Genomic DNA, 15,088 nt, shown 5'->3' on the forward strand with positions numbered 1-15,088 from the left:
ATTCATACAATGTTCCATACTCAACGTGATGATTCAAAATGGTAAACCCCAGAGCTACAAAGTAGAAATCTAGTTAACTTCCAACTAAGGGAGTTTTTGGCGATCGCTACTTTCATGCAACAAAGCCTTGCCTAATTGTTAATTGCTGAAGACATCCGATTTTGAATTTTATCCCACCGAAAATTATCGACTTTTCCTGGTTGAGCAAAGAAATATTCCTCTAAATATGGTTCAATTTCCATTTGCCAAATATCTTGTATTTCCTCTGCAATATTTTCTCGCAGAAAGAAAGAAACACCGACTTGATAATTAGGGTCGTTTATTTCTTTGTTAACTTCTTCTAAGACTTGAATTAACCCTTCCACTGAAAAATTTGTTTCTATTTCTTTGTGATATTGACGCAATATTTCATAGTTAGGAGAGAGGTTGATGAAAGCAAAGCGACGACGGAGTGCATGATCTACTAAAGCAATGGAGCGATCGGCAGTATTCATCGTGCCAATAATGCGAACATTTTCGGGAATGCTGAATAACTCTCCACTACTAGCAAGGGAAATTTTGGCGTCGCGGTATTCCAGGAGATACATAAGTTCGCCGAAAACTTGGGAAAGGTTAGCGCGGTTAATTTCATCAATAATGAGTACACAAGTATCTTGACAGAGTGCTGCTTTTTGACAAAATTTCAGGAAGCGACCGGGAACAACAGGGTAGGTGAGTTTTCCATCTTCGCTTTGCGGTCGAATACCTTGAATAAAGTCTTCGTAGGTGTAAGCAGGATGAAATTGGATGAGTTCCCAGAAACCGTCACCTCCAGCAATTAAATGTTGAGCGAGTTTTTGAGCGAGGAAAGTTTTGCCGATACCAGGTGGACCTTGGAAAATGGCTTGTTTTTTGCGGTTGATAGCGCGTATCCATTGGGTAAGTTGTGTTTCTGGGAAGTTAGTTTCTTGGGAGCATTGAGATAGGGGATATCTTATACCAGTTACACTTAGGTACTCATATATTAGTGGCATTGGATCATCGTATTTTGCTAGTAAAACTAAAGGAAACAGTTTCTTAAGTATTGATACTATATCTTTGCTCAATTCAAAGAAAGAAAAATCTTTGTTACTGGTGTCTAATAGGCTAATTTCTGCTGTTACAACAATATCTTGTAGATGATATTCTTTGTTTTGAATATCTCTGCTCCATTCCTCCATTGTTAATTTACTACTTCTACAACGATCATAATCTAAGGTGCTATAAGCAAATTCTAAAGGATACTGTTCTGTAAGCACTTTTAAAATAGAGTTAATTTCTGGATGATTTTGATAAATATTGTTTTGAAAACGTATCCAATCTTGTCTGTAAGTGTCATGATTAGATGATATCCAATCTTGTCTGTAAGTCAGATGGGTATATGACATCCAAAACCCTATTTGTAAATACCAATGTCCTGCATAACCCACAAATAAGAAACCTGCTTGTGTGTTAAATAATAGTCCTCTACCGTTTATAGATAATGTAGTAGGAAAATTTGTGAAGTCAACAGATATGATATATTTAGTAATATATTCTGATAATTGTTTAAAAATAGGTTCCTGTAAACGTTGTAAAAACTCATCTGCAATTTCTGGTCTTAAGGTCTCTTCATATAACCAGGGATCGTCTGAGGGTTGATCGAAAAAAAATTTCCTTACTTCTGTCTCTGAAAGCTCTGATAGGAAGTTAGAAAACTTTGAATAAAAATCTTTATTAAACATATTACTATTTTGTCGGCTTTTCTATGCTTGACATATTTTAGTTAATTTATAAGGCATTGTAAACTAACTCTGGAAACAATTCACTAGCTTTAAAACAGAGTAATCTTAAATTGTTAACACAATAAATCAATCAAATTAGGTTAAAATTTAGTTATGAGGAAATTTAAACAAGATAAATTTGAACAATAATTAAATAGCCATGAGTCAAACTTTATATTTAGAAACAAGTGTTATTGGTTATTTAACCGCCAGACCAAGCCAAAATCTAATTATTGCTGCTAATATGGCAGTAACCAGAGAATGGTGGGATACTCGCCGAAGCAATTTTGAAATATATGTCTCTCAAGTAGTCTTGGATGAGGCAGCTAGAGGCGACCCAGAAATGGCTCAAAATAGAATAGAGATGATTAAAGACTTTCCCTCTCTCATTTCTAATGAAACTGTAAAAGACTTAGCTCGACAGTTTCTCCAACAAACCAATCTTCCCACCAAAGCTAGTGATGATACCTTCCATATTGCTCTAGCAACTGTTTATGGTTTAGACTATCTTTTAACATGAAATTGTCGTCATATTGCTAACCCTAATATTCAGAGAAAATTATCTGAAATTAGCACTAACTTTGGCTATGAATTACCAATACTTTGTACACCTTATCAATTAAGAGGAAAAAACTATGATGTTACCTGATGAAATTTTAGAAGAAATTTACACAATACGAGAAGAACACGCCAAAGCTTTTAACTACGATCCGGAATTAATATTCGCTGACTGGTTGGAAAAACGAGAGCAATTCGAGAAAGAATGGAAAGGAAAAATAATTAAAACTCCTTTGAAAAAAAGAAAAGAAAGTTTTTCTCAAGAGCAGATATAATTGTCAAATAAAGTAGGGATGTTTCATGAAAAATTCCTACAGGGTTATTATTTTTTTTACCAAAAAATAAGGTATAAAGCCTCCCTTTTTAAGGGGATGAAAAAAGTAAGCTTCCGTATTTTAAGCCTCTGCGTTCAGCCAGAGGTACTGATAACTAATAACTGATAACTGAAATGGCGAGGTTTATTCTTCATTTATTATACTAAAAAAATAATTGTTTAATAATAATTAAAAATTCACTTAAAAAATGAGTAAATTAATAGCTTTTGGATGGTATGGAGGAAAATTTAATCATCTTGATTGGTTACTGCCACTGTTGCCAGAAACGCAACATTACTGTGAACCTTTTGGTGGTTCAGCAGCAGTTTTATTGAATAGAAAACCCTCTACTGTAGAAACCTATAACGATCTAGATGGAGAAGTTGTTAACTTTTTTAGAATGTTACGAGACTCTCAAGAAGAACTAATTAAAACGATCGCTCTTACTCCTTTTTCTAGAGAAGAATTTAAAATAGCGCTGACACCACCTACAGAACAAATTTCTGATTTAGAACGTGCCCGCCGTTTTTTTGTCCGAGCAAGACAAGTCAGAACGGGATTAGCTCAAACAGCGAGTTTAGGAAGGTGGGCACATTGTAAGCTAACAACCAGAGCAGGAATGGCAGGTGCTGTTTCCCGTTGGTTAGGTAGTATAGAGGGATTATCGGAAATTGTGCAAAGGTTATTGCGGGTGCAAATTGAAAATTCTCCAGCTATTGAAGTTATTAAACGTTTCGATAGTAAAGAAACACTTTTTTATTGCGATCCACCCTATCCCCACGACTCGCGGACGGATACAAAAGCTTACGGGTATGAAATGACAGATGAGGAACACAAAAAATTAGCTGAAGTGTTGCATAGTGTTCAAGGTAAAGTGGCGATTTCTGGATATCATTGTCAATTATTTGATACCCTTTATCAAGACTGGTATTGTATTGATGCTCCAGCAAAAAAAGCTCATTCGACTAACACTCGTACCGATGGAAAAAAGCAAAACCGGGTTGAAGTGTTGTGGGTAAATTATCAAATATCAGAACAGGAGATTAAATGTCAGAACCACAAGAAATCCTGGAAACAATCTATCGACGGGCAACAACTAACAAAGTAGGGACGCTCCATGGAACGTTCCTACAGGGTTATCATTTTTTTAACGTGGTTCATTGACCTGAAAACTGCTGTACGCTCTAGAAACAGGAGCAAAATACAACACCATAAACTTTTCTGGTTGCAAACCCAATAATTCATAAGTGCGCCCACTAGGGTCGCAAAACTCAACTTCAAATGCTTTCCCACCAGCCAGAATTTCTACTATTGTACCTACCTGTCCGCGATATAAATTTACTTCTGGTAAGTCTTCTGTAAGAGCTACTACATCTAATAATTTGATTGTCTCATTCATATTTTCACCTTCAATAATTATAGAGGATAACAAGTTGTTAACCTTTGTATATCTGAATCATGCTCAATAATCCACCCACTACGAACTGTGGCACTTTTATTATTCTATTCAAGCACAAAGTCTAGAGTATAGCGTTGTCCATATCCATCTATGCGTCCTGGTTGGGCATCATAAATATCAACAACTTCAAGAAGAATATTACGCAGTGCTTCCCCATCATTAGCAGTCATGCCAAGAATAGATTCAAACAACCGTGCTTTGTGCCTACCCCCAGAATGCTCTGGAGAGAGGCAATAATCGCGCAACTTCCGAATATCAACTTTTGCAAGCTTTGAATTAGGAATTTTCATATTTATAGATAATCAGAAGTACACTTTATACTTTTTTTCAAGTAAACTCCATTGATAAATAAATAATTATACCAATTTATTTTCAGAATATCATAAATAGTTTCGCTCCTTATAGAACCCATTTGGGATCTTTTCTTGAAATACAAAGCCTTCAGGAAAACCGTTTTAAGGAGCTTAACAACTATAAGGGTTCAGGAGACCGAAAAATTACGAAAAATGACTGCCAGAATCATAAAACCAAGATGGCTATTGGACTTATAACTTGTTAACCTGTTCCCTATTCCCTAAAAATTGGCAAGATTTTTGTCACAAATAAAATAGGATTGCTATAGTGGGTTTAAAGCCATTTTCGGTATAAAAAATCCCAAAGTACAGATAAGATATAATCATTTGAATAGTAATTTTAGCTTATGAGTAACTTGCACAATTCTTTAATTTTCCCTCAGCAGCAGCTAACAACATCTAATCACCAATTGCTTACTTTGATTGTTGCAAGCACTTCAGATGAACTTGAACAGGTGAACAATCTCTGGCATGAAGTGTATGTTGACGAATTGGGGTGGCTGCCGCCCCAAGAAGAATCTTTACTTCACGACTCATATCACCCTCATTCAGTCTATTTATTAGCAAGAGTTGACAATAAAGCAGTTGCTACAATGCGATTAGTATTTGACTCAGTAGCTGGTCTCCCACTTGAGCAGTCCTTTCGCCTCGGCCCTATCAAAAAATCCACTCCAAGAGCAATTGAAGCTCAGCGGTTGATGGTATCTCCTGTTTTCAGGCAGCTTAGGAAGATTAAGGGGGCACCTTTTGGATTATGCCTCACTATGATCAAGGCTGGATTCCACTACTGCTTCATTCATCAGGTTTCTCATATATTCGTTGATGCTTTTGTTGATACTAAGACAACACCGCTAAAAATCTTCAAAGTAATTGGATTTGAAGAAATTGGCTGTCCGTTCATTGATACTAAATTATTATGTAGCCAGAGTAAAAGCATTGCAATGGTTATCGATCCTGTTCAACTTTTATCTCAGGGATATCGTAATCGCAGTTACTTGTTCAAATACCTTTTCGAGTTTGATACTAGCTTCAAATTTTACTAAACGTGAGTTCCACAAAGATTTTGTGGCCAACGGAGAACACCAGCTCCAGAAATGTTGAATGTCATAACAAAGCTTCAAACTCCAATTTAAACCAACCTTATCCAAGCTAATTTTCATCAAACCTTAAAATTCATTCAGAAGACAAATACCTCCACTCACTGAGGGTAAAAACATTTATTTTTGTGTAAAATGAATACCCAAACTAATATAATTACGCCTAATAGTTTTCTAGAGAGAGATGTACTCATCAAGTTATCTCAATTGCATCCCTTGACTTTAGTTTCTAGTATTTTGTTAGACTATGGACTAATTATTTTGACAGTTTTTTTATGCGAACACTTTTGGAACCTTGCCATCTATATATTTGCCGTAATCGTTATTGCTGGACGTCAATTCGGTATAGCCTCGATAGGACTTCACGAAGGAACTCATTGTCTAATTTCTAAAAATCGGCGTATTAATGATCTCATTGCAAAATCAATCTGTCTTTCACTTTATCTACCAGCAAGTATGGGATTTGATGACTATCGCGATTACCACTTTAAGCATCACCGTCATCTTAATACTGAGGAAGACCCAGAATTTAATAATCGACAGAATTTGTCAAAAATGCCTCAATTGAGAAAGGCTTTTAAATTGGCTTCAATGATAACAGGAGTCCCTTTTATCTTAATCTTAGCCCATTACATATTTAAACTTAAAAACTGGCAACAGACCACATTCAATGTTAGCTTCATTTCCATTACATTCGTGATGGTACTTGTTGGCTGTTACCTAAATTTTTATCCAGCTATTATCATTGCGATGTATTGGTTCGTTCCTCTAGCAACTTGGGGACTTTTTGTAAACAATATACGAAGTTTAGCTGAACATTATCCTGAGGGAGAGTTTGAGCATAGAGGAGAAGTTCCACTTGTTTTTCAAACAAGGGACGTTATCAATTCTTGGTTTGATCGACTGTTTGTTACAACACGTGGAGTAAATTACCACCTTTCTCATCATTTATTTCCTCAAGTTCCCTTCTACAATCTACCTCAACTACAAAGAGAATTGACAAAATCCGAAGTTTACCGTCAATATGCTCACATTAATACTAGTTATCATCAAGTAATCTGGGAACACTTGATAGGAAAATTAGTATCCCTCAATTGAGGGTAAACTGTTAAGTATTCAGATTGGCAGACCATTATCTCAGTAAAAGCAGTAGGGAGTAGGAAGTAGGTAATTCCCAGTTTTAATGTCGAACAGCTTAACACTTTTGCCGAAATATTAAACCCTATAAAATAGAACATTTGCTCTAACATAAGAATCAATTATAATTGGGAAAAATTAATGCCAAGTGAAGTCAAAAGAACTGCTGACAAAGATAACTTAATACAAGGGTATACACTTCAACCAATTCCTAGAGATAAAATTGACTGGGTCTATGGGATTGTACAGTCAACTTGGGGTATGCAATTAATTCCCTATGAGATTATCCTCCAAATTCATCAAGTTAATCCGAGTGCCTTTCAAGTTGTTGTGCGTCTCAATGGTCATGTAGAAAATCCTGAAATTTGTGCAATTATTAGCCTAATTCCTCTTACTTCTGAGTCTTCCGAACTTATGTTAAAAAAGAGTCTAACTGGTTTAAATTTAAAACCAGAACATGTTGCACCTGGTGACACTATTCAGTCCTCAGCCTATTTAGCTTTTGGGGGAGTCATCACAAAAAATATCCGCGATTATGGAGCATCTTTTGTTTATACAGCCAAACTGATGATGAACTACTCCTTAGTCTTCACTTTACCCATAACTAAAGAAGGGTTAAGTTTTGCTCAAAGAATGGGTTTTGTTCCTGTTGAGCCTAAGGAAGATTCTGATGTTGGGATTTTACATATCTGGTACAGGAATTTAATAGAATGAAGAGGTATCACCGCCTTTTTTTACTTCACATTTCTTTCACAGCCTCCAGTTATACGTCTATACAACTAAAATTTTGCTGATCGCTCTGAGATTTGCTTAATTTCCTCTGGTGAGTTCCAGCAATTGATATCATTATATAGAACCCATTGTTTTTTTCTTCTTAGGTAGTCGAAGGAAAAGTTAGGACAGATTAAAAACTTAAAACTCAGGCAACGCAATATTTTTCCTTCTTCCTTCTTTCTTCTTCCTTCTGCTATACAAACAAATAAGTCTAAAATTCTTAATATACTAACAGAAAAATCCAAAATCTAATGGTTGAACCAAAATCCTATAAAGACACCGTAAACTTGCCCCAAACTAAATTTAATATGAGGGCAAATTCAGTCACCCGCGAACCAGAACTACAAAAGTTTTGGGCAGAATCACAAATTTATGAACGCCTCTCCCAAACCAACCCAGGGGAAATATTTACCCTACATGATGGCCCGCCTTATGCCAATGGCAATCTACATATTGGCCATGCAATGAATAAAATTCTTAAAGATATTATTAACCGCTATCAAATTCTTCAAGGGCGAAAAGTGCGTTATGTTCCTGGTTGGGACTGCCACGGTTTACCTATTGAATTAAAAGTTATTCAAAATCTTAAATCAGCAGAAAGGGGAAAACTCACACCTATAGAATTACGTCAAAAAGCTAGAGACTTTGCTCTGGAAACTGTAGATAAACAACGGGAGTCATTCAAACGTTATGGAGTTTGGGGAGACTGGGAAGATCCTTACATGACTCTGACTCCAGAATATGAAGCTGCTCAAATTGGGGTATTTGGCAAAATGGTTTTGAAAGGCTACATTTATCGTGGTCTTAAACCTGTACATTGGAGTCCGAGTTCTAGGACTGCTCTTGCAGAAGCTGAATTAGAATATCCTGAAGGTCACACATCTCAAAGTATCTATGCTGCTTTTAAAATTACGAAACTAGCAAAAGCGGTTGAAAAGTCTCTCAAACCTTATCTGGAAAAACTTTGGGTTGCCATCTGGACGACAACACCTTGGACTATTCCTGGTAATTTGGCAGTCAGTGTTAACCCAGACCTGAATTATGCTGTGGTTAAACCCGATGCTGACTATGTAATGGGAGAAGATAAATTATTTATAGTTGCAGCAGAAGCAGTGGAGCGTTTATCGGCAACTTTGGGTACAAGTTTAACTCCTGTAGTAACAGTAAAAGGTCAAGACTTGGAAAACTGTACTTACCAACATCCACTGTTTAACCGGGAAAGTAATATTGTTATTGGTGGGGACTACGTTACTACCGACTCAGGTACGGGTTTAGTTCACACTGCTCCTGGTCATGGTCAGGAAGACTATATTGTAGGGCAACGCTATAGTTTACCAATTTTGTCTCCTGTTGATGGTAATGGGAAATTTACTGCTGAAGCAGGCGAGTTTTCTGGGTTGAATGTATTAAAAGAGGGAAATATTGCCGTCATTGAAGCACTGCAAAATGCTAATTCTCTGCTGAAAGAGGAACCCTACGAACATAAATATCCCTATGACTGGCGCACTAAAAAACCAACTATTTTCCGAGCAACTGAACAATGGTTTGCTTCTGTAGAGGGTTTCCGCGATGAAGCACTCAAGGCGATCGCTGATGTGCAGTGGATACCTGCTCAAGGAGAAAACCGTATTACTCCTATGGTGAGCGATCGCTCTGACTGGTGTATTTCTAGACAAAGGAGTTGGGGGGTTCCTATTCCGGTATTTTATGAGGAAAAGACTGGGGAACCTTTGCTGACTGAGGAGACGATCGCTCATGTGCAAAAAATTGTTGCGGAAAAAGGTTCTGATGCTTGGTGGGAAATGTCGGTGGAGGAACTTTTACCAGAAAAATATCGCCCAGATGCTGATAAATACCAGAAAGGTACAGATACGATGGATGTCTGGTTTGACTCTGGTTCATCTTGGGCGGCAGTTGCTCAACAAAGGGATGGGTTAAAGTATCCAGTTGATATCTATTTGGAGGGTTCCGACCAACATCGCGGTTGGTTTCAGTCAAGTTTGCTGACCAGTATTGCTACTAATGGTGTTGCACCATATAAAACTGTTTTGACTCACGGTTTTGTGTTGGATGAGAATGGTCGCAAGATGAGTAAGTCTCTGGGGAATGTGGTAGACCCGTCAATAGTTATCGAAGGTGGCAAAAATCAAAAACAAGAACCTCCTTATGGTGCAGATATTTTGCGTTTGTGGGTTTCCTCTGTTGACTATTCTTCCGATGTACCCCTGGGTAAAAATATTCTCAAGCAAATAGCGGATATTTACCGCAAAATTAGAAACACAGCACGATTTTTATTGGGGAATATCCATGATTTTGACCCGGAAAAAGATGCTGTTGCTTATGAAGAAATGCCAGAGTTAGACCGTTATATGTTGCACCGGATGACAGAGGTATTTGCAGAAGTAAAGGATGGTTTTGAGAAGTTTCAGTATTTCCGCTTTTTCCAAACAATTCAAAATTTCTGTGTGGTTGACTTATCTAACTTTTATTTAGATATTGCCAAAGACAGACTTTATATCAGCGCCACTGATGCTTACAGACGGCGCAGTTGTCAGACAGTCTTAGCTATAGCTGTAGAAAATTTAGCTAAAGCGATCGCTCCTGTTTTACCTCACATGGCAGAAGATATTTGGCAAAACCTTCCTTATCCGACTCCTTACAAATCTGTATTTGAGTCTGGGTGGGTGAAAATGGAGTCAAAATGGCATAACCCAGAGTTGGCTAAATTATGGCAAGAACTGCGAAAAACTCGTACTGAAGTGAATAAAGTTTTGGAAAAAGCACGGGCAGAAAAAGCGATCGGTGCGCCTCTAGAAGCAAAGGTATTATTGTATGTAAAAGAACCTGAATTACAGGAGCAAATACAAGGTTTTAACCCTATTGCTAAAGCAGAAAAAAATCAGTCAGAATTTATCGAAGCAAAAATCGAAACTGAACCAGAAAAAGCAGAAAATACAACTCCTAATAACTTACCAGAAACTCCTGCGAATTTTGCTCAAACCAATGATTTTATCTCAGAAGTTCCTGATACTTTGAGTAAAATATTTAGTGGTTATCAAAAAGTTTTAGGAGCAGTATTTTTTGCCATTATATTACTGTTGTTAATCCGAGTAACATTAACAGTAGTAACAACAATTCACCAACTACCTGTAGTAAGTTCCATCATGGAATTAGTTGGAATTATCTGCACAATTCGCTTTGTGACTGGCGACTTATTATTTGCTAAAAATCGGCAAAAGTTGTCTGAAAAAATCAAATCGGCCACAGAAGATATATTTGGCAAAGATGCTTTATTACCCAAACAGAAAAAATCAACAGATAATACAGTTAAACAGTCAGCAATTTTAGTTTCACCAGAAGGAGCTTATGTTCCTCCCAAAAAAGTAGATTCGACCCCTGTTCCACAAGTAGTAGAAACAGAAACTTTACCCAAGCAACCTAATAATATTAAAGCCAAAATAGCTGGTAATGAAGTTGATGAGTTACGTTATCTGTTTATTACTTCTCAGGTAGAATTATTGGAGTTTCCAGAAGCTTTAAGTAGCCTTGAATATAAATCTATTTCAGACTCTTTAGAAATAGGAGTAGTCAAAGCTGATGGTAAGAAATGCGACCGCTGTTGGAATTATTCTACTGATGTCGGTTTTTCTTCAGAACACCCCACTCTTTGTAAACGTTGTGTTGCTGCTTTAGCAGGAGAATTTTAACAAAAAGCAATCAGCAGTCAGCTATCAGCTATCAGCTATTAGTAAGGTGCGTTACATTTCATTAACGCACCGTCTATACTAAATAGGGCTTGCTGATTAAATGTAAAAGCACTGACAGATATTGGTTTCAGCCTTTTTTGCCTTTAAAAAGTGCAAGGTTTTCGGTCGCTCAAGCTCAAAAAGCTAGTATTTTGGGATGATTATGGCAGAAAAATCTTGGGACAATATACCCGACTACTTCCTCTATAATTTCCATTTCTCCTGTCTTCCCCTCCTGTGAGGGGTTAGGGGTGGGTTGTCTCCTGTCTCCTGTCTCCTACCCCGACCAAAAGACTTTCCATAAGCAAACCCTAAATAAAATCCTATAATTTAAACAATAGCAAAATCAGTTAACTTACGAGTTTCAGGATCGTGGAAAGCTAAAACAATATCTTCTTTCGGTACATTTTCCCTTAATAACTCATTAGCAATACCTTCCTCCGTCCAATCTTCCTCAATATAAATCTTCTCATTTTTAATCCGAATATGAACTTGAATATTTCTAATTTTTTTCTTTCCTTCCCAACCCATAAACAGCCAAAAATATTGATCGTGTATCTCATCAAAAACAAGACAACTTTCTCGGTCTAAATTGCTTGAACCTAAAACCCATTCGTGATATTCAGTTAATATCTTTTTAATATAATTACGATATTTTTCTAATTTATCCATTTGGTGATTTCCTCCCGATCAATATCAACAATAATCAAAAGTAATTGATTGATTTTAGTAATATCTTGAATTGAATCTCTTTGAAAAAAGTTTTCGTAAACACTGTCTTTAATTGCTAGGTAAATTTGATACTCTGGTTGAGTAAGATTGATTAAATTTCGATATAAAATATATTGTCCTAAAGCCATTTCAAAATCTCTCATGGGCGAGGGACTTAAAAAGCTTTTAATCTCGACAACAATTTTATCTCCTTTTTTTTGAGCAGCAATAGGTTTTTCTACTGCTAAATCAGCAAATAATTCAGCATCTTTGTATTTGATTAAATAAGGGTCTGCTAAAATTATCCAACCATCTTTAATTAAAGCATTTTTGACAGCTTGATGATAAGTATCTTTTGCTGGCATTATTTCCTTCCTTCTTCCTTCTTCCTTCTTCAAAAAGGCAAAAACATTTCTGTAACAGATAAAGAAACTGATGGAAAACTCAAGGGATTAATTATATCACTATGGGACAAAACAGCTTCAGACTGATAACCTTGTGAGGTAGGATGACGATATATATAAACTTGGCGTTGAACCACATCTAATACCCAATATTCAGGAATATTTGCTCCAGCATAGATAAGTGCTTTTTCTTGCCGATCTATTCTCAAGGTAGTGTCGGAAATTTCAATTAAAAAGAATATTTCCTCCGCACTAGGGTGGCGAACGCCATAATCTTTCATATCTATACGAACTACTGCAATATCCGGTTCGGGTTCAGAAGTTGATAATGTAACCGGTAACTGCATCCTGATATAAGCTTGCTGACTTAATTGAGATTTCAAATAATCTGATGTCCCCTGAGTCGTTGCAGCATGAGGGGCACGTTGGGAATACATTTCAACAATACTGCCTTCTAATAGTTTAACGTGGGATTCTGGTGTCAGAATACCACAATCTATCATTTTATGATATTCTGCTACTGTCCATAAATGAATTTTGCTTGTTGTCATAGCTTACTCCCTTACCGCTAGAAGATTACCTATAATATAGAGTAAATATTTTTTGCTTGTTCTCCATCTCCCCATCTCCCCATCTCCCCATCTCCCTATCTCCCCACTCCCTCACTCCCCATCGCCTATCAAAATCAAAGGCGACCAATAAAATGGACTCACATACTCCCTAACATAACTTAACTTTGCCTGACGTAACGCCTCCACCTTTGTCATTCCTTGTTGCAAATTCTCATAAAATTTCACCATAATATCCTTCGTTGTCTCATCCTCCGCATTCCATAAACTCGCAATCACAGCATCCGCACCCGCACGTTCAAATAAATAGGCAATTCCCGCTATTTCTTCACCGTTGGAGTCTGCTTTCATGGCAGTTTGGCAAGCACTCAAAACAATTAGATCCGTATTTTCTAATCCTAAAAGTGCAGCATCTCTGATATGAAAAGTTTCATCGTTGGCAAACAAAATAGTATTTGCCTCTAAACCCACACTAGGGCAACCATCTTTTAGTTTCACTACGGCAATAATAGGTAATGAAACTGGAATAGGTTTTGCTTTTTCAGTTTTAGTTTCAGTTGCCACAAGTAGCTTAGGGTTAGCGATCGTCTGTTTGATGTTTCCTACCACTACTGTCAGACAAACTACCAGAAAAATAATTGTAATTTGAGTTATCTTCATAGTTAGTACCGGATAGAAATATTAATTACTGCTATAGCATTTCTTTGTTTAATTAGATAGATTTACAATCCCCCTAAATCCCCCTTTTTAAACAGGACTTTGAAGACTCCCCCGCGCTTTTCAAGGGGGGCAGGGGGGTTCTAAAGCTGTGCCTGATAGACTAAAGAACTGCTATAAATATGTTTAACCACTATGTTAGTGAAATTTTCCGGAGATAGCCGATAAGGATTTTCACTCATTAGGATAAAATTATAAAAAATCAATAAAAAACAATAATTTATAGAAAATGTTTGGTAGAATCGCCAGTTTATTAACTGTATTAGGAGTCGGCTTATATTTCACAGGTTGGATTTATCGTTGGGCTTATTTCAGTTATTTTCAACTAGAGGTAACTACTCTAGATTTACCTGTAGAATCATTTTTAATTGCACCAATACAAGTATTTTTTGGTAACTTATCCGGTGGAGATTTTTCAACTTTTTTTCGTACTATAGGAATAGCGATCGCTTCTTTAATTATCGTTCCAAATATTTTCCATCTGATTAAAATTTTCACCCAAAAATTAGATAAATTCCTTAATAAATGGCGTTTAAAATTATTGAAATGGATCTTAAAGACTAAACGCCCTAAAATAACCCGTTATCTTCAATCATTTCTTTATTTTCAAGAAATTAACTATCAAAAATATGACAAACCTTTAATTGATGAAATAGTAGTAACCTTCTGGCTATTAACAACCTTATTTTTCCTCGGTCAAACTCAAGGAAATCTTGATGCGATACGAGACTCCCGTAGCGACACATCATTCTTACCAGTAGTAACTTTAATAACTCCAGAAAACAAACTACCATTAGGCAGAAAAGTTGATAAAGAAAAATTGACAGAGGACCCTAGTAGTAGCAATTTTCGTATTATCGGAGATATAGAATTATATGAGCAGTTACTACTACGAGATTACAATAACAAAACCGACCCTAACTTTCCCCAAGTTATCTGGCGACTGCTATTTGATACGGACGGTCAATATTATATATTTCCTTCTTTGTCAAAAGATGAACCATCAAATGCTCGTCCTCCAGTTGTTGTTATTCAGCAGAGCGATCGCGGGGAATATGTTGTTATTCTCAGCCCAGAAGCGGCACCCTAAGTGTGGGGATAATATTATGTTCGGATAAACACTAACTATAAAGTCATTGCGACTGTAACGCAGTGGAAGGAAGCAATCTCAGGGGTCCCTTGATGTCTCTTACATCTATACCCTAATCATAACTATTCAACCGAACATGATATAACCCACCCCTAACCCCTCCCAGGAGGGGAATGTGGAGGATATAGTTTCAGAAAAAGAGGAAGTATAGCAATGAGCGCTGGCATCTTTACATGTTACATAGATATTTGCAATGTAATATAAAAGTAACTGTATGAGCTGTATTTTTCATAAATTAGGCGATCGCTAAACCTTAAAGTTTTAAGGATGTCTGTAATGGTATTGATAATTTACAGTTTATAGCTTGAAATTGTTTAC

General features: G+C 36.6%; 15 protein-coding genes. 8 read left to right on the plus strand and 7 right to left on the minus strand.

Going from position 1 to position 15,088, the window contains the following annotated elements; all coding sequences use genetic code 11:
- Positions 1-131: 131 nt before the first annotated feature.
- The gene (locus F6K27_RS29010) at positions 132-1,742 is read right to left on the minus strand and encodes an AAA family ATPase (RefSeq protein ID WP_287274754.1); all 1,611 of its coding nucleotides are present in this window, start codon (positions 1,740-1,742) and stop codon (positions 132-134) included.
- Between the two features lie 199 nt (positions 1,743-1,941).
- On the opposite strand from F6K27_RS29010, the gene F6K27_RS29015 reads away from it, so the two are divergent.
- From F6K27_RS29015 to F6K27_RS29025, 3 genes are all read left to right on the plus strand, one after another.
- Positions 1,942-2,301, plus strand: a complete 360-nt coding sequence (locus tag F6K27_RS29015; RefSeq protein WP_353736087.1) for a type II toxin-antitoxin system VapC family toxin — start codon at positions 1,942-1,944, stop codon at positions 2,299-2,301.
- Positions 2,302-2,416: 115 nt separating this feature from the next.
- Positions 2,417-2,614 (plus strand): hypothetical protein, encoded by a 198-nt coding sequence (locus F6K27_RS29020; RefSeq protein WP_287274752.1) that lies wholly within the window; start codon positions 2,417-2,419, stop codon positions 2,612-2,614.
- A gap of 247 nt (positions 2,615-2,861) precedes the next feature.
- Complete coding sequence (locus F6K27_RS29025) at positions 2,862-3,761, plus strand: DNA adenine methylase (protein ID WP_287274750.1); 900 nt, start codon at positions 2,862-2,864, stop codon at positions 3,759-3,761.
- A 39-nt stretch (positions 3,762-3,800) separates the two neighbouring features.
- Here the strand turns inward: F6K27_RS29025 and F6K27_RS29030 are convergent, their stop codons facing one another.
- Both F6K27_RS29030 and F6K27_RS29035 read right to left on the minus strand, forming a co-directional pair.
- The gene (locus tag F6K27_RS29030) at positions 3,801-4,052 is read right to left on the minus strand and encodes a DUF4926 domain-containing protein (RefSeq protein WP_287274749.1); all 252 of its coding nucleotides are present in this window, start codon (positions 4,050-4,052) and stop codon (positions 3,801-3,803) included.
- Positions 4,053-4,156: 104 nt separating this feature from the next.
- A complete protein-coding gene (locus F6K27_RS29035) occupies positions 4,157-4,402 on the minus strand; it encodes a DUF6883 domain-containing protein (RefSeq protein WP_287274747.1) in 246 nt (81 codons plus the stop codon).
- Between the two features lie 410 nt (positions 4,403-4,812).
- Here F6K27_RS29035 and F6K27_RS29040 point away from each other — a divergent pair, with 410 nt between their 5' ends.
- The 4 genes from F6K27_RS29040 to ileS all read left to right on the plus strand — a co-directional run bounded on the left by F6K27_RS29040 (position 4,813) and on the right by ileS (position 11,180).
- Entirely contained in the window at positions 4,813-5,508 is a 696-nt protein-coding gene (locus F6K27_RS29040; protein WP_287274745.1) for a GNAT family N-acyltransferase, read from the plus strand.
- A gap of 189 nt (positions 5,509-5,697) precedes the next feature.
- The gene (locus F6K27_RS29045) at positions 5,698-6,660 is read left to right on the plus strand and encodes a fatty acid desaturase family protein (RefSeq protein ID WP_287274743.1); all 963 of its coding nucleotides are present in this window, start codon (positions 5,698-5,700) and stop codon (positions 6,658-6,660) included.
- A gap of 180 nt (positions 6,661-6,840) precedes the next feature.
- Positions 6,841-7,413, plus strand: coding sequence for a hypothetical protein (locus tag F6K27_RS29050; protein ID WP_287274741.1), 573 nt, complete (start codon positions 6,841-6,843; stop codon positions 7,411-7,413).
- 311 nt (positions 7,414-7,724) lie between these two features.
- Positions 7,725-11,180 (plus strand): isoleucine--tRNA ligase, encoded by a 3,456-nt coding sequence (gene ileS, locus F6K27_RS29055; protein WP_287274739.1) that lies wholly within the window; start codon positions 7,725-7,727, stop codon positions 11,178-11,180.
- Between the two features lie 369 nt (positions 11,181-11,549).
- Here ileS and F6K27_RS29060 read toward each other — a convergent pair whose 3' ends face one another.
- The 4 genes from F6K27_RS29060 to F6K27_RS29075 all read right to left on the minus strand — a co-directional run bounded on the left by F6K27_RS29060 (position 11,550) and on the right by F6K27_RS29075 (position 13,563).
- Positions 11,550-11,891 (minus strand): XisI protein, encoded by a 342-nt coding sequence (locus F6K27_RS29060; RefSeq protein ID WP_287274738.1) that lies wholly within the window; start codon positions 11,889-11,891, stop codon positions 11,550-11,552.
- On the minus strand, positions 11,879-12,328 hold the full coding sequence (locus tag F6K27_RS29065) for a XisH family protein (protein WP_287300946.1): 450 nt from the start codon (positions 12,326-12,328) through the stop codon (positions 11,879-11,881). Before F6K27_RS29065 ends, F6K27_RS29060 begins: the two co-directional genes overlap by 13 nt.
- Positions 12,325-12,885 (minus strand): Uma2 family endonuclease, encoded by a 561-nt coding sequence (locus tag F6K27_RS29070; RefSeq protein WP_287274736.1) that lies wholly within the window; start codon positions 12,883-12,885, stop codon positions 12,325-12,327. Before F6K27_RS29070 ends, F6K27_RS29065 begins: the two co-directional genes overlap by 4 nt.
- Before the next feature lie 111 nt (positions 12,886-12,996).
- Positions 12,997-13,563, minus strand: coding sequence for a CHAT domain-containing protein (locus F6K27_RS29075; RefSeq protein ID WP_353736088.1), 567 nt, complete (start codon positions 13,561-13,563; stop codon positions 12,997-12,999).
- Positions 13,564-13,849: 286 nt separating this feature from the next.
- Here F6K27_RS29075 and F6K27_RS29080 point away from each other — a divergent pair, with 286 nt between their 5' ends.
- Positions 13,850-14,710, plus strand: a complete 861-nt coding sequence (locus F6K27_RS29080; protein ID WP_287274735.1) for a hypothetical protein — start codon at positions 13,850-13,852, stop codon at positions 14,708-14,710.
- Positions 14,711-15,088 lie beyond the last annotated feature (378 nt).

The sequence above is a fragment of the Okeania sp. SIO2F5 genome (assembly GCF_010692685.1).
Taxonomy (GTDB): domain Bacteria; phylum Cyanobacteriota; class Cyanobacteriia; order Cyanobacteriales; family Microcoleaceae; genus Okeania; species Okeania hirsuta.